This is a genomic window from Megasphaera hexanoica (assembly GCF_043520715.1).
Lineage (GTDB): Bacteria > Bacillota > Negativicutes > Veillonellales > Megasphaeraceae > Megasphaera > Megasphaera hexanoica.
In genome coordinates this window covers 1,749,743-1,774,157 of record NZ_CP171361.1, presented here as the reverse complement: position 1 = coordinate 1,774,157, position 24,415 = coordinate 1,749,743, and the positions used below count along the sequence as shown (strand labels likewise).

Annotated in this window: 33 protein-coding genes; all 33 read left to right on the top strand. The window is 48.5% G+C overall.

What is annotated here, in order from left to right; translation table 11 throughout:
* Nucleotides 1-254: 254 nt before the first annotated feature.
* The 33 genes from ACGTIC_RS08765 (at nucleotide 255) to ACGTIC_RS08605 (ending at nucleotide 24,275) form a co-directional block, all read left to right on the top strand.
* Complete coding sequence (locus tag ACGTIC_RS08765; protein ID WP_257536508.1) at nucleotides 255-734, top strand: hypothetical protein; 480 nt, start codon at nucleotides 255-257, stop codon at nucleotides 732-734.
* Nucleotide 735: 1 nt separating this feature from the next.
* Nucleotides 736-1,134: a hypothetical protein gene (locus ACGTIC_RS08760; protein ID WP_113855902.1), complete on the top strand. Its 399-nt coding sequence runs from the start codon at nucleotides 736-738 to the stop codon at nucleotides 1,132-1,134.
* Nucleotides 1,135-1,136: 2 nt separating this feature from the next.
* Nucleotides 1,137-1,373 carry a hypothetical protein gene (locus ACGTIC_RS08755; protein ID WP_113855903.1) on the top strand — a complete coding sequence of 79 codons (237 nt, stop codon included), beginning with the start codon at nucleotides 1,137-1,139 and terminating at the stop codon, nucleotides 1,371-1,373.
* A gap of 44 nt (nucleotides 1,374-1,417) precedes the next feature.
* Nucleotides 1,418-1,708 (top strand): hypothetical protein, encoded by a 291-nt coding sequence (locus ACGTIC_RS08750; protein WP_113855904.1) that lies wholly within the window; start codon nucleotides 1,418-1,420, stop codon nucleotides 1,706-1,708.
* A gap of 2 nt (nucleotides 1,709-1,710) precedes the next feature.
* A complete protein-coding gene (locus tag ACGTIC_RS08745; protein ID WP_113855905.1) occupies nucleotides 1,711-2,046 on the top strand; it encodes a hypothetical protein in 336 nt (111 codons plus the stop codon).
* A 69-nt stretch (nucleotides 2,047-2,115) separates the two neighbouring features.
* Nucleotides 2,116-2,367, top strand: a complete 252-nt coding sequence (locus ACGTIC_RS08740; RefSeq protein ID WP_113855906.1) for a hypothetical protein — start codon at nucleotides 2,116-2,118, stop codon at nucleotides 2,365-2,367.
* A gap of 47 nt (nucleotides 2,368-2,414) precedes the next feature.
* The gene (locus ACGTIC_RS08735) at nucleotides 2,415-2,540 is read left to right on the top strand and encodes a hypothetical protein (protein ID WP_257536509.1); all 126 of its coding nucleotides are present in this window, start codon (nucleotides 2,415-2,417) and stop codon (nucleotides 2,538-2,540) included.
* A gap of 16 nt (nucleotides 2,541-2,556) precedes the next feature.
* Nucleotides 2,557-2,778: a hypothetical protein gene (locus ACGTIC_RS08730; protein WP_113855907.1), complete on the top strand. Its 222-nt coding sequence runs from the start codon at nucleotides 2,557-2,559 to the stop codon at nucleotides 2,776-2,778.
* Nucleotides 2,779-2,793: 15 nt separating this feature from the next.
* A complete protein-coding gene (locus ACGTIC_RS08725; protein WP_113855908.1) occupies nucleotides 2,794-3,348 on the top strand; it encodes a hypothetical protein in 555 nt (184 codons plus the stop codon).
* Nucleotides 3,345-3,548, top strand: coding sequence for a hypothetical protein (locus tag ACGTIC_RS08720; protein WP_113855909.1), 204 nt, complete (start codon nucleotides 3,345-3,347; stop codon nucleotides 3,546-3,548). The genes ACGTIC_RS08725 and ACGTIC_RS08720 overlap by 4 nt, the downstream gene beginning before the upstream one ends.
* On the top strand, nucleotides 3,545-3,736 hold the full coding sequence (locus ACGTIC_RS08715) for a hypothetical protein (RefSeq protein WP_113855910.1): 192 nt from the start codon (nucleotides 3,545-3,547) through the stop codon (nucleotides 3,734-3,736). The genes ACGTIC_RS08720 and ACGTIC_RS08715 overlap by 4 nt, the downstream gene beginning before the upstream one ends.
* A gap of 439 nt (nucleotides 3,737-4,175) precedes the next feature.
* A complete protein-coding gene (locus tag ACGTIC_RS08710) occupies nucleotides 4,176-4,406 on the top strand; it encodes a DUF3310 domain-containing protein (protein ID WP_113855912.1) in 231 nt (76 codons plus the stop codon).
* Entirely contained in the window at nucleotides 4,403-4,837 is a 435-nt protein-coding gene (locus ACGTIC_RS08705) for a DUF1492 domain-containing protein (RefSeq protein ID WP_113855913.1), read from the top strand. Before ACGTIC_RS08710 ends, ACGTIC_RS08705 begins: the two co-directional genes overlap by 4 nt.
* A gap of 126 nt (nucleotides 4,838-4,963) precedes the next feature.
* A complete protein-coding gene (locus ACGTIC_RS08700; protein ID WP_113855914.1) occupies nucleotides 4,964-5,314 on the top strand; it encodes a hypothetical protein in 351 nt (116 codons plus the stop codon).
* Complete coding sequence (locus ACGTIC_RS08695) at nucleotides 5,314-6,024, top strand: HNH endonuclease (protein ID WP_113855915.1); 711 nt, start codon at nucleotides 5,314-5,316, stop codon at nucleotides 6,022-6,024. Before ACGTIC_RS08700 ends, ACGTIC_RS08695 begins: the two co-directional genes overlap by 1 nt.
* Before the next feature lie 76 nt (nucleotides 6,025-6,100).
* On the top strand, nucleotides 6,101-6,418 hold the full coding sequence (locus ACGTIC_RS08690) for a hypothetical protein (RefSeq protein WP_394522265.1): 318 nt from the start codon (nucleotides 6,101-6,103) through the stop codon (nucleotides 6,416-6,418).
* Nucleotides 6,415-8,175: a terminase large subunit gene (locus ACGTIC_RS08685; protein WP_113855917.1), complete on the top strand. Its 1,761-nt coding sequence runs from the start codon at nucleotides 6,415-6,417 to the stop codon at nucleotides 8,173-8,175. The genes ACGTIC_RS08690 and ACGTIC_RS08685 overlap by 4 nt, the downstream gene beginning before the upstream one ends.
* Entirely contained in the window at nucleotides 8,169-9,431 is a 1,263-nt protein-coding gene (locus ACGTIC_RS08680; protein WP_113855918.1) for a phage portal protein, read from the top strand. Before ACGTIC_RS08685 ends, ACGTIC_RS08680 begins: the two co-directional genes overlap by 7 nt.
* Nucleotides 9,412-10,131 carry an HK97 family phage prohead protease gene (locus ACGTIC_RS08675; RefSeq protein ID WP_113855919.1) on the top strand — a complete coding sequence of 240 codons (720 nt, stop codon included), beginning with the start codon at nucleotides 9,412-9,414 and terminating at the stop codon, nucleotides 10,129-10,131. Before ACGTIC_RS08680 ends, ACGTIC_RS08675 begins: the two co-directional genes overlap by 20 nt.
* Nucleotides 10,121-11,404: a phage major capsid protein gene (locus ACGTIC_RS08670; protein WP_113855920.1), complete on the top strand. Its 1,284-nt coding sequence runs from the start codon at nucleotides 10,121-10,123 to the stop codon at nucleotides 11,402-11,404. The genes ACGTIC_RS08675 and ACGTIC_RS08670 overlap by 11 nt, the downstream gene beginning before the upstream one ends.
* Nucleotides 11,405-11,421: 17 nt before the next feature.
* The gene (locus tag ACGTIC_RS08665) at nucleotides 11,422-11,715 is read left to right on the top strand and encodes a head-tail connector protein (RefSeq protein WP_113855921.1); all 294 of its coding nucleotides are present in this window, start codon (nucleotides 11,422-11,424) and stop codon (nucleotides 11,713-11,715) included.
* On the top strand, nucleotides 11,712-12,059 hold the full coding sequence (locus ACGTIC_RS08660) for a phage head closure protein (RefSeq protein WP_113855922.1): 348 nt from the start codon (nucleotides 11,712-11,714) through the stop codon (nucleotides 12,057-12,059). Before ACGTIC_RS08665 ends, ACGTIC_RS08660 begins: the two co-directional genes overlap by 4 nt.
* A complete protein-coding gene (locus ACGTIC_RS08655) occupies nucleotides 12,052-12,507 on the top strand; it encodes an HK97 gp10 family phage protein (RefSeq protein ID WP_113855923.1) in 456 nt (151 codons plus the stop codon). The genes ACGTIC_RS08660 and ACGTIC_RS08655 overlap by 8 nt, the downstream gene beginning before the upstream one ends.
* Nucleotides 12,497-12,910, top strand: a complete 414-nt coding sequence (locus ACGTIC_RS08650) for a DUF3168 domain-containing protein (protein ID WP_113855924.1) — start codon at nucleotides 12,497-12,499, stop codon at nucleotides 12,908-12,910. Before ACGTIC_RS08655 ends, ACGTIC_RS08650 begins: the two co-directional genes overlap by 11 nt.
* 10 nt (nucleotides 12,911-12,920) lie before the next feature.
* Nucleotides 12,921-13,652, top strand: coding sequence for a phage tail tube protein (locus tag ACGTIC_RS08645; protein ID WP_113855925.1), 732 nt, complete (start codon nucleotides 12,921-12,923; stop codon nucleotides 13,650-13,652).
* A 62-nt stretch (nucleotides 13,653-13,714) separates the two neighbouring features.
* Nucleotides 13,715-14,092 (top strand): hypothetical protein, encoded by a 378-nt coding sequence (locus ACGTIC_RS08640; protein WP_113855926.1) that lies wholly within the window; start codon nucleotides 13,715-13,717, stop codon nucleotides 14,090-14,092.
* Nucleotides 14,017-14,415 (top strand): hypothetical protein, encoded by a 399-nt coding sequence (locus ACGTIC_RS08635; protein WP_162816251.1) that lies wholly within the window; start codon nucleotides 14,017-14,019, stop codon nucleotides 14,413-14,415. The genes ACGTIC_RS08640 and ACGTIC_RS08635 overlap by 76 nt, the downstream gene beginning before the upstream one ends.
* The gene (locus tag ACGTIC_RS08630; RefSeq protein WP_113855928.1) at nucleotides 14,416-18,795 is read left to right on the top strand and encodes a transglycosylase SLT domain-containing protein; all 4,380 of its coding nucleotides are present in this window, start codon (nucleotides 14,416-14,418) and stop codon (nucleotides 18,793-18,795) included. It abuts the gene before it with no gap.
* Entirely contained in the window at nucleotides 18,796-19,161 is a 366-nt protein-coding gene (locus ACGTIC_RS08625; RefSeq protein WP_113855929.1) for a phage tail protein, read from the top strand.
* A gap of 3 nt (nucleotides 19,162-19,164) precedes the next feature.
* Entirely contained in the window at nucleotides 19,165-19,758 is a 594-nt protein-coding gene (locus tag ACGTIC_RS08620) for a hypothetical protein (RefSeq protein WP_113855930.1), read from the top strand.
* Nucleotides 19,751-20,152 carry a C40 family peptidase gene (locus ACGTIC_RS08615; protein ID WP_113855931.1) on the top strand — a complete coding sequence of 134 codons (402 nt, stop codon included), beginning with the start codon at nucleotides 19,751-19,753 and terminating at the stop codon, nucleotides 20,150-20,152. The genes ACGTIC_RS08620 and ACGTIC_RS08615 overlap by 8 nt, the downstream gene beginning before the upstream one ends.
* On the top strand, nucleotides 20,134-24,123 hold the full coding sequence (locus tag ACGTIC_RS08610; protein WP_113855932.1) for a phage tail protein: 3,990 nt from the start codon (nucleotides 20,134-20,136) through the stop codon (nucleotides 24,121-24,123). Before ACGTIC_RS08615 ends, ACGTIC_RS08610 begins: the two co-directional genes overlap by 19 nt.
* The gene (locus ACGTIC_RS08605) at nucleotides 24,117-24,275 is read left to right on the top strand and encodes a hypothetical protein (RefSeq protein WP_162816252.1); all 159 of its coding nucleotides are present in this window, start codon (nucleotides 24,117-24,119) and stop codon (nucleotides 24,273-24,275) included. The genes ACGTIC_RS08610 and ACGTIC_RS08605 overlap by 7 nt, the downstream gene beginning before the upstream one ends.
* Nucleotides 24,276-24,415: the final 140 nt, after the last annotated feature.

Sequence of the window (24,415 nt, the reverse complement as noted above, 5' to 3'; positions counted from 1 at the left end):
AGAGGCCAGACAGGCGGCAATGACGATCATCAGGTATTGCGTCGAAAACACATGTGATACATGCGCTCTCAGCCATGCCTGCTACAAGCTGAGAGGCGAAGAAATGCCGCCGGATGAAATGTCAATACATGATTTGCAACCGAAATTAGAACCGGTAACAAATTGTGTTGAATCAGACGTAGACCCAAGGTTACATGCGTCGTATGTAGACCATGACGGAAATGTCGTGTTTGTGGATTGAGGAGGCGAATAACATGATGGCAGAAAGATACATTTTGCAATTTCCACGGGGTATTGCGATTACGATTTTTCCGCATGATATGAGTCAATTCCATCAGTTTGAGTTTTGGGACGACTTCAGGGAGCAGATTAAGAAGTCGTTCAGGGATTACACAAAGGGAACAAATCCTGATTACATTATTCAGGATAAATTATCTTTTATTAATTTAATCCGGGAACTGAATTTCAACGTATCGGGTAAACAAATTGTAAACGAACACATACGGGAAGAGTTCGACGATAAAAACGAGGTGTATCTGGAAGATATATCAGATACCAACTCAATTGAAGAAATGATTGACGAGGGATTATCCAGGTATAAAAAAGATTGGAACCGTTGGAGCGGGGATAAGCACGTTGATGAAATGGTATGCGCACTCGTTGCCGACGCGATAAAGACCGTCATGGAATACTCAGAGCTGGAAATAAAATCTGCAAAAAAGAGAGGTGAATAGCATGTGGGAAAAAACACCGTGGTGGACATACTCTTTAAATGATGAATCGAGCTTTATGCCGTTTCAATACACATCAAAAGAAGATGCGCTAAAAGCGGCGATGGAAGATGCAGAAATAGATGAGGCAGAACGGGTATATATCGGACGGATTAATGAATATATACCAACCGTCGATGCGGCACAGGTTATTGACCAGATACGGCTTGATGAAGCCAATGAGGCGAAAAAAGCAGACACAAAACTCCCATTTGATTTAATTGATAACGCGACTGTTGATGATATCTATGAACTGGAAGAGATGCTTACTAACGCATACAGAAAATGGGAAGACAAGCATGGATACACATCAGGTGTTTATAAAATTACGGATATCGAAGAATTCCAGGCGGGGGAGAAATAAACATGAACACGACACTAATGAGAGCAGAAGAAGCCCGAACACTGACAGCACTAAATGAGAAATATATAGCTAAAAAAATCCTCGTTGAGCAGATTAACGAAGCAGTCGAAGACGCAGTATACGAAACAGGTATAGCAGAATGGTGCATGACCCCGGAAAACAAGAAATGGCTGGAAGATTACGGCTATATCGTAGAAAAAGACCCGGATCACAAATGCTATACAATATCATGGAAATAACATCCCGTGCAGATGCACGAAATGGTTAACGGAGGTGACAACGAATGTATCAAGTACCAATGGATGATGACTTTCAACTAATGCTGGTATCCGCTTTACGGTATGCGTTAACACGTAATAGCTATATTGTAGGGCTGACAATCGAATACATAGAGTGGAAGATGCCACTTATGGACAAGAAGTATCTGGCTATTATGAGCCGGGACATAGGTGAAGAAATAAAGCTGTCCGATAGGCTAAGCAAAGACATAGACAAGCGCTGGATGAGTAAAGACATGGACAAGCGCTGGATACAGCTGAAAGAAAAGATTGATGAAAGACTGAAGGAGGTATAAGCATGATATACGAAGTGCAGAAACCGGAAGACGCGACGTTTGCTACGCAGTATGACGGAAGCACGAGCAGTATTGCAAGAATTATTTATATGGTGTCCGCCAAATGCGGATATGGAATATCTGTAACCGTTGGTGGCAAGAAAAGTCGCGCTGAATGCGAGCAGAAAGAAGGTAGCCTCACAATTCGCATCGCAGGTGAGGGGTGGTATGGTATTGATGTTGCTCAACTTCTGACGTTACATAGCGATGAGTATTTACTTGCCCGTCCAAAAGGCGAATTTACAATAGCCGGACCAAATGAATTTAACGCGGCGTACGACATCAATGATATTGATTAGATTGAGGGTTAAACGTAACGGAAGATTTGAACGATTTCTAGGAATAGGCTAAAAGGCGAGGTGATACGTATGGACAAAACTAATCTCATCAACGCCATGCATGACGTGCTGTTAAACTATTGCATCACAACGCTTAGAACGAAAAAAGCGGCATTGGCAGGACACAAAGACGATTTCACAGCATTTGATTACGGTGCATATATTGGGGCGAAAAACATGGCCATTACGGTGCTGGAACATATCTCTAGTCAGGAAGAGACGAGAAAATTTTTAGACAGGATATACGAAGAAGCTAGGAGGCGGATAGAAGATGAAGACTAAATGCCGTAAAAAATTGCGCAGAACCGGCCCGTAAAGAGCCTAAATATATGAGCTATACAGATACCTATCGGGCGGTATATGACCTTGCATACGGCCTGCTGAGAGCCGAAAACGGCGACGAATATGCAGACCAGATATTGCAGGAAATAGACACGAAATGCGGCTTGGACTGAATGGGAGGGGCAAAGAATGATAAAAACATACACTGCTGTGGAAATGAAAACATATAGTGAACTACGAGAAATGGCCTATGTTATGGAACAAATCAAGGAAGCGGCTGACCGGGGAGAATTCGATACCAGGATTGCGCTGGGTGGACGCCGTGAAAAAAAAATAAAGATACTAAAAGACTTGGGATATGAGGTTACGCCAACGGATCATGGCGACCCATATATCGTCAGTTGGAAATAGAAAGGAGCATATAGTATGGAATATGCCGCACGAGCAAAGAAGCGATTCAACAAACAGCCACATCCGTTATTAGGCGGAGGAATCGAAAGTGATGTATATCGGGGATTGAAAGGCCGGCATAGTGTCCGCTCGCTGGAAGAGCAGGAGCAATTCAATAAATATCTGGCTACGATAAAAGACCAGATAACGGCGCAGGCACTGGATTATATGATCGTAATCGTTATGAATGCCTTACATGATGAATTCGGGTTCGGAGTCAAGCGGTGCCAGCAGGCGTTCGATAAAATCAACCGGATAGCGTCGTGCGTCAACGTAACGGTTTCATGGGACGAACTGACACGGTTTATGGCCTGTGACTTCGACGAACGAAAATACGAAAAGCTGTACGGCCCGCGGTCTCAATATGATACGGAAGAAGCTGACAAGAAGATGCGCCGCATCATACGGCTGGTAGCAACGGACGATTTATATCAGCGTCTGGATGCAGTAGCCGAAAAGAAAGGCATGACGGTCAATCAGCTTGCTATTAAAGCGTTGGCAAACGTCGCGGCAGGAGAGTGGGAGCCATGAAAAATTACTATAAACCTGGCGAGTGTATTACCCGCCAAATGACACCAGAAGAAATGGAAGCGGACCGAAAGGAGCAGGCTGCCAGACGCCGGAAATTCCCCTGGCGCTACAAAGGCGCACAGGCCGAACATGACTGCAACGATTACTGCATCGAGCAGAAATATCTAAGTGTTACGGGGAAACGGAGGAAATCGAAATGAGCCAACGGAAAACCTATTATGTTATGACAGATGCGTACGGGCATACGGTGGCAGTTACAAATAAGCTGAAGCGGGTAGCCGTTTTCATGGACGGACATCCGTTTGGCCCGGACATTACGGTCATTCGGTATACCTGTGACACGGCAGACGGGTCGGTCGTCCATTGTGAGGTGATACTTGATGAGTAAAGCATGCGTTGTTTGTGGCGCGTCCGCTATGCCAAATAGCAATCTATGTAAGCGATGCGAGGACGAAATCGCACGGCGTATCTGGAATCCCATACCCGGCAGATGCCCAGTATGCGGTTCCCGTGTGCGAGGACGCAAAAAATACTGCGGCCAGATATGCTATCATATTGGGAGTAATATTCGTCAGAAAGAAGCGTATTATCGGCAGGAAAAACAACGGCGAAAAGTTCATTCTGGTTCCAGACTGGACGAGCATATTCGCAAATCCCGTGAGCTTGGTATTTCTTACGGTATGTATATGGCAAGACTAAGAGGTGATAGCGTATGACATTAATGGTTTTTATGCTAATTGCCGGCGCGCTGTTTGCCGTCTGGTCGGCCGCAACGATATGGCTGGTATTTACCATTCGTGATTTTATGAGACACAGGGGGTGACAGTATGACAGAACCAGTTCATCATCCGGACCATTATACATGGCGTGGCGAAGAATGCTTAACGATTATTAGCGCTATGACCGATGGCTCGGACGGTTATGAAGGATACTGTATTGGTAATATTATTAAATATCTGTACCGGTATCCGCGGAAAGGCGACATGGTACAAGACCTGGAAAAAGCAAGAGAATATATGGATATGCTCATCCGGTATTTCAAGGGGGACGATGAATGACAGCTACAGAATATCTGGAATCCATCCGTCGGCTGGATGTACGGCTCCGGATGAAGGAAAAGGAACGCGCCTGTGTCGAGCAGGATATATGTTCTATCCAGGCCATTGACTATAGCAAGGACCACGTCAGTGGGACGCATACCGCCGATATTGCCGATAAGATTACGCGTCTTGATGATATCATAGCTGAAATCGAGCGGGAGTGGGACGAACTCATTAACCGGCGCGCAGCAGCGCGGCGGCTGATACGGACCATGCCGGATGGCATCGGGCAGGAACTGCTGATTGCTGTCTACGTCCGTGCCCGGGATATCCACGAGGTAGCAGACGATATGCATGTGTCCCGGTCTCAGTTCTATCGTATGCGTATGGCGGCTATCCAGGAGTTCGCTCCGTATTATCATAAGTTGGGACAAATTGGGACTCCATGAGACGCGGAAACGTAGTATAATATAAACTAGGAAAAGATGAAAAATGAAACGCCTCCGTTTTTCTCTACCTATAAGGACATCCAATCGGGTGTCCTTTTTTATATCCAGTGCAGGGAGGTGATGACCATGGCAATGCCCCGGAAAGAATTCGATAAAGAACAGTTCGAAAAGCTCTGTCAGATGTTCTGTACAGAAAAAGAAATCTGTTCGTGGTTTGGAACCAGTGATAAGACGTTAAGCAACTGGTGCAAACGTACATATGGAAAAACATTCTCCGAAACTTACAAAGAAAAACGAGAAGGCGGGAAGGCCAGTCTCAGGCGTATACAGCTCCACCTGGCGGAGAAATCGGCGGCTATGGCCATTTTCCTCGGCAAGAACTATCTGGGCCAGTCGGACGCTGATACGCACAAACAGGCAGTAGATAAGGCTAATCTGGAACTGCGTAAGCGGGAAGTCGAGGCGAAAGAGTTCTAATGGCACAGTCATGGGCGGTACAATTCTACAAATCAGAAGCGTGGCGCGCACTGCGACGGGCTCTCATTCAGGAGCGCGGGACGGTATGTCCTGTCTGCCATAAGGATTATCTGTTCGACACCTCGAAGCTCATCGCGCATCATATCAAGGAACTAACGCCGGACACGGTACGCGATGCGTCTATTGCCCTTAATCCTGATAACGTCGAGCTCATCTGCTTCGACTGCCACAATGCCGTTCATAAGCGGTTTGGCAAGGGCGTCCATCGTATATATATAGTATATGGCCCGCCATGCAGCGGCAAAACAACGTTGGTTCGGCAGATGATGCATCGCGGCGACCTCGTCGTCGATATGGACCTGTTATATCAGGCGGTGTCTGGGTGTGCGTTATATGACAAGCCGGATCAGTTAAAGGCTAATGTATTCGGCATTCGCAGACTGCTGTATGACCAGATTGCCAGGCGCGTCGGACACTGGGGTGACGCCTACATCATCGGTGGGTTTCCGCATCAGCTGGAGCGGGACGAACTGGCAGTACGGTTAGGAGCCGAATGTATCTTGTGTTATGAGCCATATGATATATGTATCCTCAATGCTAAACGAGCGCGGGGAACACTGGCAGGCGAATGGGCTGGGTATATCCAGCGGTGGTTCGATGAATTCGATGGACCGCCCCCCGGGTCAGAAGAAAAATCGCAAAAAATCTGAACCGTTGAGGGAACTCTTTTTTCATCTGCACCAAAATTTTGACTTTTCTGATGACGTTTTGAAAATGGAGGCAAGATTGATGGAAATAGGAGAAGAGTACGAGAGAATCAAAAAACTTTTCGACGGCGTAGATGACAACCAGCTGGCGCTGGTGGATGGAGCGATTGCAGAAGCGGCCCGCTTACGTGTCGAACTGGACCGGCTCCATGAAATTGTAGATAAAACTGGTCTGGTAAAAATAGATCCAAATAATCCGCTACGCCAAAAAGAACTGCCCGTATCTCGGATGCTCCCAAAGGTGCGGGCGAATTATACGAATATTATTTTTAAACTGGCTGGTATCCTCGGCCGGTCAGTTGAGGATGAAGACCTTGGACTTGACGAGTACGAATGAGTTATATACAGGAATACTACGAAAAAATCAAATCGGGAGATATCATTGCCGGGCGATATATTAAGGCAGAGCTAAACCTGCTTATGAATGATATACATAACAACGACGTGCGCATGGATTACGATGCATCGAATAAACGTATTGCCTTCATTGAGCACGAATTGCGGCATGGCCAGGCGCCGTTTGCAGGTAAGCCGTTTAAACTTGAATTATTTCAGAAGGCCATCATTGAGGCGATTTTCGCGCCACATATCTATGACGAAGAACTTAGGCGGTGGGTGCGCAAATATCAGGATGTACTGTTAATAGAAGCCAGAAAAAATGGTAAGACGCCACTGGCGTCAGCGATATCATTAGCTGAATGGGTGTGCGGTCCAATGGGCGGCAATATTTTGTTCGGATCTAACGATTTTGACCAGGCGGATTTGCTTTTCCAAAGCACGAATGACATGCGAGAGGAGTCGCCGAAGCTAGTCCGATGCACCCACAAGAACCAGAAGGGTATTTTCTGGGGCAATCAGAAGCAGAAGCACGCCCGCGGGAAATTCAGCCGGCAGAACAAAGGGACCATCAAGAAATTGTCGGCACGGCAGAGCGCTAAGGAAGGGAAGAACATTTCCATCGGCGTCGTCGACGAAGTGCATGAAATGCAGGACAACACACTGGTCATGCCTATCCGCCAGGCCCTGTCTACACAGGACGAGCCGCTTTATATTGAAATTACGACAGAAGGATTTACAGAAGATGGATATCTTGATGAACGATTGCGGCTTGCAAGACAGGTATTAACGGGCGACGTCGATATGCCCAGATGGCTGATATTCCTATATCAGCAGGATACCGAGATGGAAGTGTTCCAGGACGAACAATCCTGGTATAAAGCGAATCCCGGGTTGGGAACAATTAAGAAATGGTCCTTCCTTCGTCAGATGGTCGATGAAGCTCGGACGAACCGGAAGACGCGGGCCTTCGTGCTGGCCAAGGATTTCAATATCAAACAGAGCGTTGCGGCGGCATGGCTTGATACGGCTACTATCCAGAATGAACAGACATTCGAGCCGGAAGAAATCGACGGACAGTATTATATCGGCTCCCTTGATTTCGCTGAAACGACCGATTTGTGCAGCGCCAAGGCATTGTTCGTGAATCCGTGGACGCGGAAGAAACGAACGCTGTCCATGTATTTCATTCCGGAAATCAAGGCAAGTGCACTGGATACCGACAGCGAGCAGGCACTCAATCCGGAAAAACGTGATTACCGGGAATGGGCGCGTCAGGGTCTTGTTACTATCTGCCCGGGGTCGGAAGTCGATGCAAGAATGGTCGCCGATTGGTTCCTGAAGCTGTATGAACAATATCACGCTATACCGTTTAAAATCGGATACGACAACTGGCACGCTAAGGACTTTAAGAAAATCATCGCTGAATATTTCGGTGAGGAAGTCCTTGAGCGTATCATTATGGACTATTTGTCTTTGTCGAATCCCATGTCTGCATTAGAAAGCGATCTCAAACGTAAAACGTTAAACTATAACAACAACCCTATCGATAAATGGTGTTTGTCTAATACGGCATTTAAAATGAACAATCTCAGCCAGATGATGCCGGTTAAGGTATACGGCCAGTCAAAGAACCGCATTGACGGGGCGCTGGGATTTATTATTGCCTATGCCGCTTACGGACGATTTAAATCAGAATATCACGAACAACAGAAATTGATTATTCCGGAACCCGCAGGAGGTGACATCCGGTGCTGAAATTTTTTTCTACGCTGCTAACTAAATACCAGAAACACCGGAATGATCAACTCATGACATCCATCTATACCGGAAATATCGCAGTCATGAAACAATTCGGCAGGGATATCTACCTATCGGATCTTGTGAATAACTGCATCAACCGCGTAGCGAAAGAAGTGGGGAAAATCAAAATCGTATCCGTTATTGACACGAATGATGCGGTACAGCCACAGAATGATGATATTTCCCGTTTGTTCCGGTTCCGGCCGAACCCGTTGCAGACCACCAAGGATTTCCTGGAATGTGTGCAATGGCTGAAAATGAAGACCCGTCACTGCTGGATTTTTCCGGAATGGTACGAAATCACGGACAATAAAGGGGCTGTGCATCGTTATTATACAGCTATGTATCCACTGAATCCGCAGAGCGTCGAGATGGGGCCGGTAGACGATGGTACATGGTACGTCAAATTCTGGTGGCATGACGGGACGACGGATACGGTTCCGCTGGGAGACCTTATCCATCTCTGTTGGCGGCGCGGTACGAATACGATTCTTTGCGGCGGCGATGATTTAGGTCTTGCCGACGACAGGGATACCTTGCAGACGCTGTCTGTACTTGATGAGGCGAAACAGGGTGTTGCAAAGAGCATTATTAGTGCATTGCAGATACGCGGAGTGCTTATTAACAAGACGGTTATCGCTAACGATAAATTGCAGAAATCCATGGAAGACTTTGAATCTCATATCCATCAGTCAAAAAGCGGCGTCGTGGCCATGGATCTGGCTGGCGAATATGTGCCGATTAATAATGCCGTTCCGGTCATCCCGGAAACAACGCTTAATTTTCTGAAATCGGATATCCGTGAAAAATATGGCATATCTGAGGCGGTTTTGTCCGGTGATTATACCGGCGACCAGCAGGACGCGTTTTATCAGTCTTGTGTCGAGGAATCCATTATAGAAATCGAACAGGCGTTCTCAGCGGCGCTATTTACGCAACGGGAACAGGACGTGGGGCACCGCGTACGGTGTTATTATAATCAGCTGAGTCACTTGTCAACGAATGGGAAAATCGAGCTGGCTAAAATCGCTCATGATACCGGTGTTCTGACGCTGAATCAGATAGGCGCGATGTTCGGTATGCCACCGTTCGAGGGTGGCGACCGTCGTCTGCAGAGTCTGAATTACGTCAATCAGAATCTTGTTGATAGCTATCAGTTGTATTTGAATACCAAAGGGGGAGAAAAATCAGATGGCAAATCCAAAGATTGATGAGCTGAAGAAAAAGGCGTTTGAATGGCGCCGGTTCGGAATCGAGAACCTGAGAGCCGAAATCCGTTCGGGCGGCGATGGCGAGCCAGGCAAACGCATTATTGATGGTCATGCCGCTGTATATAACCGGCAGACGGATATTGGAGACTGGTTCCATGAAATTATTGAGCCGGGGGCATTTGATGGCTGTGACCTGACGGACGTACCGTTTATTGTTAATCACGACTCCCGTAAGATTCCGCTGGCGCGGAGTCGCAATAATAACGGAAACAGCACGTTGACACTTACTATTGATAATGTTGGTTTGGCGTTTACCGCATCCGTCGATACTGAGAATAATCCAGAAGCACGTCAACTCTATTCCGCTATTCAGCGCGGCGACATCGACGGAATGAGTTATTGTTTCCGTATCCAGGAAGACCGCTGGACCGACCTGGACCAGGATATGCCGACACGGCACATTCTTAAAATTTCGAAAGTGTTTGAAATAAGCGCGGTTACATTCCCCGCTTATGAAGATACCGACATCAACGCGCGGTCCGAACAGATGGTACTGGAAAGTGCCAGAGAAGCGCTGGAGAGCGCCAGGGCCAAGGCAGGGCTGGACAGCCGGGCCAATGAATCGCTGGATAGCGAACTGCGTGATGCATATAAATTGAAGAATCGTATTTTAGCAGGAGGGTATACACATGGATTTTAAACAGAAAATCACTGAATTAGAGCAGCGCATGGCAGAGCTTGTGAAACGCTCGGAAGCGTCGGAAGATGTAACCGAACTGCGCTCGATTAATCACGACATCCAGGCATGCCGTGAACAGATTGATACGCTGAGAAGCGCACAGGCAGAAGTACAGGCCGCTGAAGAACGTGCCGCTAAACAGCCGGAACCGGTCGTTGATGACCGTACTGCGGCTGTGAACGAAGAAGCCGAAAAACGTGCCAACGTTCCGGCAGGAGCTATAAAAACTCCTGTTTCCAACGAACAGCGTGAACAGGATGCGCGGGCGGAAATGGAACAGCGCGGTGCCAACCTTAAACAGCGCGGTACGGTTGTCCGTTTTGCCGCAGAAGGTCTGTTCCCGCATGAAAAACGTTCCATCCTGACGTCTACACCGACGATTATCGTTCCTACATTTGACAGCTCTACAATCAACGAAGGATTTAATACCGTGTCGTCCCTGGTGGACCGTGTAAAACATGTCAACCTTAATGGCGGCGAATCGTATGAAGAACCGTATCGCATCGATATCCCCGATGGGGCATATACGGCTGAAGGGGCTGCGGCATCTGATACAGATGTAACGTTCGGTAAGGCTGCTATGACGAAATCGAAGATTACTGCGTACAGCGAAATCTCCCGTGAAATGCTGAAACTGCCGAACGCCGATTATGCTGGTTATGTACAGAATGCTATCCGCACCTCTATCCGTGCGAAGATGACGAAAGAAATCCTGCTCGGCAGCGGTGCGACCAACTCCTTCGTCGGCATCTTCTCCAACAAGGCCACAGCCATCGACCCGAATACGGATCTTACGCTGACTGGCATTGATGATACGACGCTTGATCAGATTATCTTTAACTACGGCGGTAAAGAAGACGTCGAAGATGCGGCTGTCCTCATCCTGAACAAGCTCGACCTTCTGGCATTTGCTTCCGTTCGTACGTCTACAAAACAGAAATTCTACGATATCAAGAGCCAGGGCAATACGGGCACTATCAACGGTATTCCGTACATTATCAACAGTGCCTGCAACCAGCTGACTGACTCTACTAAGAAGACGGCCGATTACTGCATGGCTTACGGTTCTCTCTCGAACTACACTATCGCAACGTTTGCCGACATCGAAGTTGCTCAGTCCGACCAGTATAAGTTCAAGGAAGGTATGATCTGCAACCGTGGCGATGTTTATGCTGGCGGTAACGTTACCGTTTATAACGGCTTCCTCCGTATCAAACGGAAAGCAACAACCTAGAAAGGAGGTGACGGCAGGTGGCTGATCCAACATTTCCAGCAGATGATCTGAAACGTCTGCTCCATATCGACAGCAATGAAGAATTGCAGAACGCGCAGGACCTGCAAGCGGCGGCTGAAATTTATTTGAGCAATGCAGGCGTAGAAAAAGATTATAACAACGCCCTGTATCGGCAGGTAATCATCAGTTATGTTGCTAAAATGATGGATCAGCCCGACCTGCTGACCAACCTTTCTGAAAATACAGGGCTGATGCTCAATGGGTTCATCCATCAGCTGCGGCTGAGCCAGACGGCGGGTGACACGCCATGAACTATAATAGCTATGGCGAATTACGGTCGGGCGATTTGAACCGGCGCATTACGATTTTGACGTATCCAGAACAGGATGATGGCCAGGGCGGTACCTATATTGATCGCGACCATCCTGTACAGGTAACGGTCTGGGCGTATATGGCTAAACCACATTTCGCTGAACAGACATCGGGTGGCGGGCCGGCATCTATCATCACGCAGGGATTTGTTATCCGTAAACGTGTCGTTAATGCCAATGATATTGTTACATACGAGGGACAGCGGTACAAAATCCTGCATATTGATATGTCCGGTACGCGAAATATGACGCTTACCTGTCAGGCGGTGGTGCATAATGGCTAAATCGTTCTGGGTCTCGACGAACATCACAGCCGAGGTCAAAAAAGCACTGGGAGATATCACGAAATACGACGCTGCTACCCGGCAACGCCTTGATGGTGTCATTCGCGACATGACAGGGCGTGTGTTCGAGGGCGCCGTATCCCGTGTACCAAAGAAAACCGGAAAACTGGCCGGTAGCATCAAACAGGAATTCCGGACAACACCGCACGGTCTGCAGGGCTACGTTAAGGCCATGGACCCCATCGCCCATATCATTGAATTTGGTGCAGCCGGGGCGGTTGTAATCCCGACACGGAAAAAGGCCCTGCATCCGGGAGCAGAAGGATGGTTCGCGGCACATGCCATTATTCCGCAACGGGCGGCGCATCCGTTCATGAAACCAGCAATGGACGCCGTACGGCCAGAGATGGAACGTGCTGTCAAGGAGGCAGTAGACCATGATAAGTAGAATCCCGTTCAACGAAATACAAAAAGGGTTATATCAGCTCCTGCACAAGGGGCAGACGATTCCTGTCTATGACAGCATCCCTGATGGTACGGAAACCATGCCATATATCTGGCTGGGCGAATTCCACGGCGCCCCGGCCGAAGAAAACAAAACAGTCGTAATGCATCAGGTGTCGCAACAGCTCCATATCTGGAGTGCTCAGAAGGGCAAAAAAGAAGTAAATAGTATTATGAACGACGTCGTTACCCTGCTGACGAAATATCAGCTATCCATGGATGGCTTCCGGCAGGTGGGAACGGCGATTATCTCTCTCTATCAGACGACCGGGGAACTCTATGAGAATGGCGATAAGGCCTATCATGGTGTTATCCAGGTCGAATATCTCGTAGAACAGTTGAATTAGGAGGTAGAATATGGCATTAACAGAGGAACAAATCAGCAACCTTCCCGTAATGGACGATAACATCAAAGCCGTCGCCGGGAAAGATACTCTGCTTCTGATTGGTAAATCTACCGATCAGAACGAATTCTTACTGCTGGGCGGCCAGCGTAACAACCCGCTTTCCCGTAAGGCCGATAGCATCGACGCCACTAGCAAGGACAGTGGGGACTTTTCTGACAAACTGCCCGGTATGCTGTCGTGGTCGATGAGTTACGAAGGATTATTCATCCTGAATGATAACGCATATGAAATCGTTGATTACTGCTACACACACCGTAAGCCTGTTTTCATCCGTCAGGAATATCCGGACGGCTCGTATCGTACCGGCTGGGCAACGATTACCCAGCTTGATGAAGACCATAGCTATAACGGCGTGTCGACGCTGAAAATTACGCTGGAAGGCAAGGGCGCTATCAGCGATGTACAGACAGTCGGCACGCCGACTATCGCATCGCCGACGATTACCTTTAGTTCTGCCAGCGCGAAAGACGCTACGGTCAATATTACGCCAACGAACGCATTCCCGCGTTCTATTACAACGAGCGATGGCGATCAGCTGACACAGGATGTGGATTACACATATAGTAAGGGCACACTGACAATCAAAAAAGAATATTTGACAAAGAAGAAAGCGGCATTTACGCTTAATGTTAAGCTGACCGCCGATGTAGAAGTAGCGGTAAAAGCCACCGTTTCTGCATAAAAAACAAAATGATAAGGACGTCTATATGACGTCCTTATTTTATTATAGGAAGGAAGATATCCATGAAAGAACAGATTACGATACAGATAAAAGATAAGCAGTATCCGTTATATTTAACGATTGGCGACCTGCGTATGCTTGAACGCGGCATCGGCCATTCCGTATTATCTATCATGTCAGGCAATACGGTAGATGATGCAGTATCTTATATCATGACCGATGAACTAGTAGAACTTATCCGCTGGGGCATTCATGACGACAAACACGGCAAGCGCACTGATGACGAATGCTACGATTTTCTGCAGGCGTACTGCGACAGCGGTCATAATTACGATGAAGCTACCGCGCTCTTTATCAGAGCGGTGTGGAATACAGGCTTGTTCGTTCCGCTTCCGGGGCTGAAACCAAAAAACGCCAGAATGGCGGAACAGAAAAAGTAGTACGTTCCGCCACAGAATGGATTGAAACGGTTGAGCCAATTGCATACGGCCCGTTGGCACTTAGCCCGGACGGATTCGCCGCATTGCAGGTTGGCGAATTCAATAAACTGCTGGCCGGTTATATGCGGCGTCGGCAGGAAACCGACCGTCGGCAGTCGTATTTTACGGCCTGCCTGATGAGTGCCCTGTCTACGGCACCGGTCAAGCCAGATGATATTTATTACGGACTGCATCCGGAAGAGAAGCCTGACCTTGCCAGCGAACGGGACGAATTTTTAAAGGCGATGGGAATGCCGGTTATGAAAAAGGGGGACAGGCAGTAAATGTCTACGATAGCAGACTTATTAATTAAAATCGGGGCGGACAGTTCTGGACTGTCCTCTGAACTGAATAAATCAAAAGACACGATAAACAACACGTTCAGTGTCAGCCCGGTAAAAGAATTTTCAGGAAGCATCGATGATGTTACCGGTAAAGTCATCGGACTTACGTCTAGCTTTACGAAACTGGCTGGCCTTGCCGCTGGTGGTTTTGGCCTGAATGCCGTCGTCCAAAGCGCCGTCAATGCCGGTGAAGCTGTCTACCAGTTAGGTCAGCGCTATAGCATGTCCGCCGCCCAGGCGGGCCAGCTGAACGCAATCATGAAACTGACTGGTGGCGACGTCGATACCGCAGCCGCGGCTATGATGCGCTTCGACAAGACTCTTTCGTCATCAGGCTCAGCTGGCGACAAAGCCCGAAACATCATGCAGCAGCTCGGCATCTCGATGACCGACTCTTCGGGCCGTTTGAAGCCGCTGAACGAACAACTGGGGGAACTTGCCAAGGGCTATGAAAAGGCGAAGGCCGCCGGCCAGGGACAGGAATTCTTGATGAATACGCTCGGCGTCCGGGGCCGGGCTTTAACGAAAACCTTGGACAACTATACGGAAGCCGCGGAACGGGCTTCTAAAATCAAAGGCGTCGGGCTGAACCCTGCCGAGATGCACAAAGCTTACATGGACATGCAGGAAGTCAACATGCAATTCGACCAGCTCGGTATTGTGACCGGGGCGGCACTGGCACCACTGGTATCAGAATTACTTCCGTCCGTTGAAAAGGACCTTGCGGGTGTCGCCGGGTGGATACGGAACAACAAAGAGCTGGTCAGCGGTACGATCGTAGAAATTACGAAGCTAGCAGTGGCGTATGAGGCGATGAAAGTCGCCCGTAAGGCGATTAATACCGGCAAGGAAATTTATGATAAAGTACAAGGCACGCTAAAGCCATCTGCTGATACAGGCGAGGAAGAACGGTTATCCCGCGAACAGGAACGGATTATCAAGAAATCCCAGGCAGACGCAGAAAAGATGTACGCCGCAAGGCGGCGGGAAGCAATCCGTACGGCTAAGCAGGAAAACCTATCAGCGCAGGAAATGCAGGCATTCCTGACGGAAAAATTCACGCAGATAGGGCAGGAGGCCGCTATTACGTCGGAACGCATCCGCACAGAAATGACTGCGGCGTTCCAGCAGGCAAATATTGCAGCCCAGGAGGCCGCGATCGGCGTGCAGGAAGCAAACGCCCGGATGCTGGCCAGCAATGCAAATGTCAGCGAATCAGAAATGCAGACTGGAACGGCGGCACAGGAATCGGCGGCCGTCAAGCAGGAAGCGAATGCCATTAAGATGGCATCTAACGAGGAAGTTATTGCCAGTAACGCGGGTGTCAGTGAATCAGAAGCGCAGACCGGCGTTTCGGCGCAGGAAGGTGCGGCCTTAAAAGAAGAGGCCAGTGCGGCTAAAATCGCCAGCAATGAAAGCGTTATGGCAAGCAACGCCGAACTGGGTGCGACAGAAGTTGCCGCCGGTGAAAAATCCGTAGCCGCCAGTACCATGGCTGCTAGTGGTTTGGCTCAGGTAGAGGGGAAGGCGAAAGATACTGCTAAGGCGCATGTCGTTGCTGGAACCGAGGCAGTAAAAACTGGTGCGAAAACCGTAGGGGCAGCGGCCCAGGGATTCGGCGCAATTGGCAAAGTCACGTCTGCGTTGTCTATGATGGCCGGCGGCTGGATGGGTGTTGCCGCTGCGGCCCTGTATGCTGCGTACTGCGCGTTTAAATATTTTAATGCGAAATATGAAGCGGCTAAGAGTAATACGTGGACGGGTGATGACGGATACACCTATGTAAATCATGACGGGAAAATTTACCGTCAGATACCGGGTAATGATACTCCAGATGTAGACCCGATGGGGCTCGGAAGTATCGGAAGCGGTGGTGCCACAGAAGAAGAAGTTGACCTCGACTCAGAAGCCGGGCAAGCTGCGTATCAACATTTTAGAAATACAAAAGGCAGTGAAACCTATAACTATGAACAGGCGCAGAAAGCCGCGAAAGAAGCGCAGGAACAAGCGGATGCAGTAAACAAGAATTTCCCGGCTGCATTTGACCTTAGTGGATTTGGCGATGATGATGGTAGTGGAAAAAAGAAATCAGGCGCATCTGCTAAGGCGGAAAAAGCGGCATCGACTATTACCAGGTATTCCTTTGAAGACGACCCGGAATTAGCACAATGGGCTAACCAAATCGAATACGCGGCCAATTATCATGGAATCGACCCGCGATTATTGGCGGCCGTTATCAAAAGGGAAAGCCATGGGCGGACAGGTCCGGGCAATGACTGGTCGTCAGATTATGCACATTACGGGCTTGCCCAGATATCGCAGGATATTGCTGATACGTATAATGGCGGTCAGGGTTACGGCGAAGGTTCGGACCCGAATCAGAACATATTGGCGGCTGCGGCGTATTTAGCCGATTTATACAATACGTATGGCGACGTATCGCAGACGATATCTGCATATAACGCCGGTCATCCCACTGGCAGTAATCAGGCATATGTAAATGACGTTATGGGCTACATGAGTGCCATGACGGCAACGCAGGTCTCCGGGTCGTCCGCGGCTAACACACAGCCTGTAGCGTATGATATCCCGGTCGGCGAATATGTCGCTTATCGGGCAATGAGTGATTATTATGACGGCGAACAGTGGCGTGGTGAGTTAGGTAATGATGTTGACGGCTGGTGTGATGATTTCACTCATGATTTGTATGAACGTGTGTTTTCGTCACTGGGCCGTCAAAATCCATTCGCTGGTGGTGGCGTCGTTAACGATGAGGATTTCAAAGCTCTCGGTGCGTATCACGAAGGGAACTTGGATGCTGTCCGTGGTGCTTTACAGCCTGGCGATCTGGTAGACACACCGGGGCATGTCGGCGTCTATATCGGCAATGGCATGGTCCGGTCCCGACAGTCGTCTGCTGGCGTCCATGACCTGTCACTGGATGAATTCAATTCGACGTTTGGTGGCATCCAGGGCTATGGATCAATAGCAGAAGCGTCTGGCAATATGCAGGTAACGTCAACGCTGGTCGGGAAAACGGCATCTAATAAGGCCGCTGCGGAAGCGGCACGGAAACTGGCTAAGGCAAAACAAGATTACGCTGATATTGTTACAGGCCTGCAGGCGGCACTGAACACAGAATCGGGCACAGAATACGAATCAGCCCTTGCTAAAGTACAGAAAGCCGTTGCGGATCAGATGAAAAAAATTCGTGCCGTCGATAATGTCGGTGGCGTCGATACGTCATATGCCAAAGAATTGCTGAAGCAGTATCGCACAGCCGAACTCGATAAAGTGAACCAGAAGCTGATACAGAATCAGCAGAAATTAAAGGACGAAACGGCTAAAATAAACGCCGAAGTAAAAGGCGATTATGCTGCGCTGTATGACGCCGAATTAAAGGCCGCTGTTGAACGACTGGAGAAAGAAAAGCAGGAATGGTTTAAAGCTGTTGCTCAGCATAAGAATGATATCGAAGCCATGAAGGCCGTTGAAGAATGGTATACGGCTGAAGTAAGCAAACTGACCCAGAAACGGGAACAGGAACGGGCACAGGAATTTGATAAGGCCGTGCAATCTGCTATATCTAATCGGGACATGTCAGCATTCAACCAGCTGTTTACCAGCCAGAAGTCGAAGCAGGGCCTCGCCGGTATCGACTGGGAAGGAAAAGGAAAGGCGATGACAGAGTTCTACAGCCTGTGGAAAGATGCGAATATTTCGACCATGGATATCGCGGCTGAAGCCGCTGGTTCTCTGGAATCAGGCCTATCGAATGTATTTTCCGACCTTGGAAGTAACATCGAAAACGTTGGGAAGCTGGCTGATAACATGGGCAAGGTCATCCTGACGACGATTGCCAGTATTGTGGCAAAATGGTCGGCCGCAAAGATTACTATGGGCTTACTGGGCGGATTTATGGGTATGGGCGCAAGCTCAGCCGGCTGGAATTATTCGAGTGGATACGGTAGCTGGTATTCTGGCGCCGGACTTCCGGAAATACCTAAATTTGCAAACGGTGGTCGTGTTACTGCCCCGACGTTGGCCATGATAGGTGAGGGGCAGGACGAAGAAGGCGTTTTTCCGCTTAATAGCGATACCTATTCCCGGATTGCCAGCGGCATCGTAGCGGCCCGCGGAGGCGGCGGGAATGCTCCCGTTGTCAATATTATTAATAACAGCAGTAGTCAGGTCAGCGTTAAGGATAGTCATTACGACAACAACCTGCGTCGTTGGGTGCTGAACGCTGTCGTTGAAGACGTCAATAATAACGTCGATGGTTCTGCGACTAATCTGAAAGCCGCACTGGGGGTGAAATAAATGAATGTTTTTCCATCGGATGAAATACCGAAACCACTGGTCCAGTCGGCATCCAACATTGGCAATACGCACGTTGAGACCATATCGCCCAGTACGATATCGACGGAAACTGATGGCGGATACAAACAGACGCGTCCGCGGAATACACGGATGAAATCGACGTGGACGTATTCGTGGGCTAATCTGACAGACGTTCAGTATCAGACGCTTCGTACGTTCTATAAATCCGTCGGTACGGCTGATATGTTTACATTTACTGATTATTCATTAGGAGAATCGCATACCGTGCGGTTCGCCGGTGACTGGTCTGGGCAGTATTACCATCCCACTGGATGGTCCGTAACGTTGCAGTTCGAGGAGGTGTAAAGCGTGCTTACATGGGAAACAGCGGCTATCATGGAGAAAAACAAATTATCCAGCGATAAGCCGTTTTTACTGCTGTTACAGGTGGAACACAAGAGCCTGCCGGAAGTCGTTCGACTGGCCCGCAACACAGAAGACGTGACCTGGAACGGTCACACATGGACACGGTTCCCGATTAAATTTGAGTCTGTTACAGCCGACGGCAAGACTATGCCGACATGCAAGATATCCGTATCGAGTTGCGGCGGCCTTCTGATGACATATGTAAAAAAATATGAGGGGCTGACAGATGCGGTCGTAACGATTTATACCGTCCATGCTGCTATGTTGGACCATACACAGCCGCTCCTGACGCTGGAATTCGTGAACCGCGGTACGAGTTATGACGAAAACTGGATTACCTTTGAACTGGGATGCGCGCCGGACGTATATAACCGGTTCCCGCCGGATAAATATATGATGAACTATTGTCCGTTTGTATTTAAATCTATTCAGTGCGGATATTCCGGTACGGCGGCGTGCTGTAATAATACACTCAAGGAATGCCGTATTCCATCTAGGTTTGGCGGGGAACAGGGGATGACAGGAACCTATGTATAACTATCAGGAGCTGGTTGGGATTCCGTTTGTCGATGGCGGCAGGAATCCGAAAACAGGATTCGATTGCTGGGGACTGGCACGGTATATCTATCATATGCGTGGTATCGACCTGCCGGAATATCCTATCGACCCGCGTGATCATCAGGCTGTCCACGCTAATATTGTAACTGCATCAGCAGACTGGGACAGCGTGGGACATCCAGAAGAAGGCGACCTTGTACTATTACAGCTGTACGAAGGGGTAGCTAATCATGTCGGCATTTATATTGGCAATGGCGATTTTATCCACGCGTATGGCACGTCTGTCGTCATTGACAGGCTTAGACGGTGGCGGTCCCGGGTCGTTGGATTCTATCGGCCCAAAGGAGCAGAAATATGTTTACACTCATCATAGTAACTAATCCATTTACAATCGAGAAAACAGTACAAAAAATTAACTATACCGGACGGCCATTGTCATTTTACGTCCCGGACTTAGATGTATATGATGTGTATAAAAATGGCCGCCTGATTAGCGGCCCGGCATCGTGCTATCCGCAAGACGGGGAAGAATTCATTGTAACGCCTCACATCGGCGGCCATGGGTTCAAGAAGTTCTTCGGCATGGCTTTGATGATAGGACTGATGATTGCCGCCCCGCACATCACGTTTGGCGTAACCAGTATGTTTGGGCGGGCCTTAGTATCCGGAGCGGTAATGATTCTGGGTGGCAAGCTGATTAACAGCATGTTCCACCTGAGTCAGGTCCCGTCGTCCGAAATGAGCAGTTCGCAGTCGTATGGCTGGGACCTTCCAGGTGTTCAGACGCAAGAAGGAAACGTTATCGGTGAAACATACGGTGAGTGCATCCCGGCTCCGCAGCTTCTAATGTGTCACGTAGAAACGGCGGATGAAGACACACAGTATCTTAATGTACTGTATTGCGGCGGTTATGGCCCGGTAGATAGCATTTCTGATATCCGTATCGGCTATACTCCGATTGAGAATTTTTCCAACTGCCAGATAGAAACCCGGCTCGGTACAAACGACCAGACACCGATTTCTTTCTTCCCGGATACAGTAGCCGACCAAAGCATCGACCTGACATTAAAGGAAGGAAATCCCGTTACTAGAAGTACGGACAGCAATGAAGTCAATAAAATCGAGGTCGCTGTAACATTTCCCTCTGGCATCTATTACCAGAAAGACAACGGGAATTTTGGAGACCAGACGGCAAAATTTAATATTTCGTACCGCGTAACTGGTACGCAGACATGGACAACTCATGAATATTCGCTGACACGAAAAACGAACCAGTCTATCCGCAAAGTATATACGTTTGCCGGCCTTGCTTCGAATCGATATGACGTCATGGTGACAGCTATAGAAACACCGCTTACGAATCGTCGGTGCGCACTCATGCAATGGTCTACATTGTCATCTTATATCTATACCGGAGCATTTGTCCGGCCAAATAAAGTACTCGTTGCGATGCGCGTCAAAGCAACTAGTCAGCTGAATGGCAGTGTCCCGAATGTGACCTGGAAACAGACGCGGGCACATGTCTGGGTATATGACCCATCGGCGAAAAAATACGTACAAAAAAACGCAAATAATCCTATCTGGGCGGCGTATGACATTCTGCATCATTGCCGGCAGTTGAAGAACATCAATACGGGAGCTATGGAATTCGTTGCAGACGGAACGCCGAAAGAACGATTTACACGGTATTGGGATGAATGGAAGGATGCGGCCGCTTATGCCGACGAACAGATAGCTACAAACGACGGAACTAAAGAAACACGCTTCCAGTTTGACGCGATATTCGATACGTCGCAGAAACGGCTGGAAGCGGCCAACAAAGCGGCGTCTGTTGGACATGGTGTCATTATTCAGCATGGAACACAATTAGGTATCGCCGTTGATAAACCAGGTGTCATGCGTCAGATTTTCGGCGAGGGACGCACGATTATGTCATCGTTTAACGGGTCTTTCTCGTCACTCGACGATCGGGCGCGTTCTGTTGAAATCACATATAATGATAAAGACAACGACTATAAGAATACTGAATTTTTCATCCGTTCGCCCCGCTACGCGCAAGATGTAGAATTACAGGATAATACCGCACAGCTTACGTTGTTTGGCGTAGCCAGACGCTCTCAGGCTTATCGAGAAGGTATGTATCTTCTTGCAACGAACGAACGGCAATTAGAAACGGTTACGTTTTCCGCTGACATCAATGCCATCGTCTGCGAATATGGCGATATCATCGGCATTAGCCATAGTGTGGCCCGTATCGGACTGGCGTCTGGCAGGATCGTGGCCGTAAATGGAAACACAATTACTTTAGATAAGGAAATTATATTGACAGCTAATGAGGCGTACGGGATTAAAATACAGCTGTCGAAAAATGATCAGATCGTAACGCGGGATGTTAAAACAGTATCTGCCGACACAACAACGAAAACGATTACCATTACGGAGGCGTTCGATGCCGATTCAACGCCAGCACAATATGACTGCTACGCCTTAGGCGTCGTTGATAAAATCGTACAGCCGTTTCGCATTACAAAGGTGGAACGAGACGGAGATGAAAAAGTATCGCTTACCTGTGTGCAATATGACGAAGCAATTTATGATGTGGATTATAGCCGGTATCCCGTTATTGATTACACGGCGCAGGACCCATTGCGAGCACCGATTAACTTACAGCTCGTTGAGCAGGCTCAGCAGAATTATGCAGGTGTAAAAACTTGTAACATCGTAGCAAGCTGGCAGATGCCTAGTAACAGCCGTTATGATAGTTTCCATGTGTATTACTCGACGGACGGTATCAGCTGGACGAATGCGGGCAGTACGAGCGATATGCAGTATACGATTACCAATGCGGACCCGTTACAGGGATATCGAGTGCGCATATGTGCCGTACTAGACGGCGTAGAATCGGCGTATACGACGGCAACGATTAGCCTGACGGGTAATATACAGCCAGCCGTTGAACCGACGAATCTGACGGCATATACGCGCTATCGGGTACTGGCAGACGGTACGCCGCGCTATGATATCGAGCTGACCTGGGACCCGGATAGTTTAACGGGCCGGGTATACTATAAGCCGAATCATGTACAGGCGGACCAGCTCGTAATAGCAGAGGGAGTATCAGCAGACGACCTCGGATGGTACGGGCCATGGACGTACGCCGGATTAGGTACGAATCAGTTTAGTATTCCGCAATGTGTGCCGGGTGATACCTATCGGATAGCCGTCTGCACGGCGAACGAGGTCGGCGAATACACGAAGCCAGACAACGCGCCGTATATCGAAGTATTATGCGCGGCGAAAACGACGACGCCGAACACACCGGATAAACTGACGATAGTATTCACGAAATCAGCGGCAACGCTGAACTGGTCGGCAGTTACCAACGCGGATATTGCATACTACGAAATCCGTACGGATACGGCAACGGGCGTCAAATCGGACGCGTTTTTATTGCGTACGAATAACCTGACAGCAGAATTGAAGTTACCGTCGAGGTCGGGGACGATATATGTATTTGCATGCGGGACCGACGGGAAATACAGCGCGGCGGCTGAATTACAGTACAATAAACCGGCACCAAAAAAGCCGGACGCACCGACGGTAACGGATAAACTCGGCGGTATGAGTATCGTTGCGGACAGTATTCCGACGGATTGTACGGGTATGTACGTTAAAATCAACGATACCGTCGTATATACGGTAAATAACACGATAACGTATACATGCGCGGCGGGTGTGTATAACGTCAGTATCGCATACGTCGACTTGTTCGGCGCGGGCGAATATTCCGACGAAACGACCTGTACGGTAAAGGTTAAGGTCGACCAGAGCCTGTTAGACGCTGAAGCCGTGTCCATTGATAACGTCAATAAAGCACTGAAAGAGGCTATTGACAAAGGCGTTGATGCACAGGACAAGGTCATTACGATTGCCGGGAACCTGGACGATGAAAACGGCTATAAAAAATATTCCGCGCTAGTACAGCTCCAAAATGCTATGGAGGCGCGCGTTGAAGACACAGAAAAGCATCTGATAAGTAAAATAAACTTGTCGCCGGAAACCATTACGATAGATGGGAAATGGATACATGTAACGGGCGATACTACGTTTGATAATAATGTCATTACGAAAGGGATGATTCAAGCCGGGGCTGTTACGGCAGAGAAAATTGCGACTAATTCCGTCACGGCCGATAAAATGAATGTGGAAAGCTTGTCAGCTATCACGGCAACTATCGGGCTGCTACGAACGGCATCAAGCGGGGCTAGGACAGAAATTAGAGATAACCTGGTTGAAGTTTACGATAATAACAATGTTGTGCGTGTGAGGATTGGAGTGTGGTAGATGTGGAAGATTGGATGATTTTAATTCTTTTAGTAGGTATCGCAGTAGTAGCAATGTATATAAAAAAAGAAAGAAGGAAAAAGATATGCCAGCCGGGATACAGATTTTTGATGCAAATGGGAATAAGACTTTGGATTATACAGAAAGCCTGACACGAATTGGCGGAATTATATGCCCACGAACCGTTACAGGGTCGTATACGATTGATAATCCTAATAATGAACGGATATGGCTGGATGTGTATTCTATAAACACTACGACAGATAGGTTTTTCGGATATTGTCCAATTTCC